This is a genomic window from Lentzea miocenica (assembly GCF_033949945.1).
Lineage (GTDB): Bacteria > Actinomycetota > Actinomycetes > Mycobacteriales > Pseudonocardiaceae > Lentzea > Lentzea miocenica.
In genome coordinates this window covers 1-1,299 of the sequence record NZ_JAXAVW010000095.1, presented here as the reverse complement: position 1 = coordinate 1,299, position 1,299 = coordinate 1, and the positions used below count along the sequence as shown (strand labels likewise).

The window sequence follows — 1,299 nt, the reverse complement described above, 5'->3', positions numbered from 1 at the left end:
CTTGGGTTCTAGTGGTTGTTGCAACACCTCAGTTGAGGGGTTGCGGTGGACTTCGGGATTCGGGACCGGTCGATCAATCTGGGGCGTCGTGGTCTGACGCGTGAGCGCGAGGCTTATCTTGCGCTCGTGTGTCAGGGCGTGAGCAGTCGAGAAGCATGCAAGATCGTCGGGATCAACGTCCGGACCGGCAAACGCTGGCGCAACGGCCGTAACCCGACCGGCCGTCAGGCAGGGGCGCCGCCGATCACCTCGGCGGCGCCTTCTGTTGTGCGGGGCCGGTTTCTGAACGAGAACGAACGCATCGTCATCGCCGACCGCCGACGCGCCGGTGCCACGATCCGTCAGATCGCCGCCGAACTGGATCGTGATCCCGCGACAGTGAGCCGGGAGCTGCGCCGCAACGCGCATCAGGTGTCCGGCGACTACCGCCCACACGCCGCGCAGGCCCGTGCCGATGCCCGCCGGCCACGGCCGAAAGTCCGCAAGCTCGCGGCCGATACCGGGCTTCACCATGTCGTGCAGGACCATCTGGCCCGCAAACGCAGTCCCGAACAGATCGCGGCGATGCTGCGACGGGACTTCCCCGACCGGCCGGAGTGGCACGTGGTCCACGAAACGATCTACCAGTCCCTGTACGTCCAAGGCCGCGGTGAGTTGCGCCGCGAGGTCGCCCTCGCGCTTCGCACCGGCCGCACCATGCGCAAACCCCGGCGACAGCCAGGACAACGCCAGCCCCGGTTCCTCAGCCCGATGGTCATGATCAGCGACCGGCCCGCCGACGCCGAAGACCGCGCCCTGCCAGGACATTGGGAAGGCGACCTGATCATCGGCAAGGACGGCGCTTCCGCGATCGGCACCCTCGTCGAACGCGCCACCCGCTACGTGATGCTGCTGCACCTACCACACGGTCGCACCGCCGAGCAGGTCCGCGACGCCCTGACCACCACAGTCAAGTCCCTGCCCTCACACCTGTGGCAATCGCTGACCTGGGACCAAGGCGCCGAGATGGCCAGCCACGCCGCGTTCACCCTGGCCACCGACATCCCCGTCTACTTCTGCGACCCCGCCAGCCCCTGGCAACGCGGCAGCAACGAGAACACCAACGGCCTGCTACGCCAATACTTCCCCAAAGGCACCGATCTCTCGGTCCACACGCCCGAACACCTCGCGTTCGTGGCCACCGAACTCAACCAGCGCCCACGCAAAACGCTCGGCTGGGACAACCCAGCCGAGCGCCTCGCTAAACTCCTGACCGAAGCCAGTTGATCAGTTGTGTTGCGACGACCCCTAGAAACCGCC

Annotated in this window: 1 protein-coding gene; it reads left to right on the top strand. The window is 66.7% G+C overall.

Annotated features, from left to right (window positions below; genetic code table 11):
• Positions 1-78: 78 nt before the first annotated feature.
• Positions 79-1,266, top strand: a complete 1,188-nt coding sequence (locus SK803_RS46335) for an IS30 family transposase (protein WP_455032255.1) — start codon at positions 79-81, stop codon at positions 1,264-1,266.
• Positions 1,267-1,299: the final 33 nt, after the last annotated feature.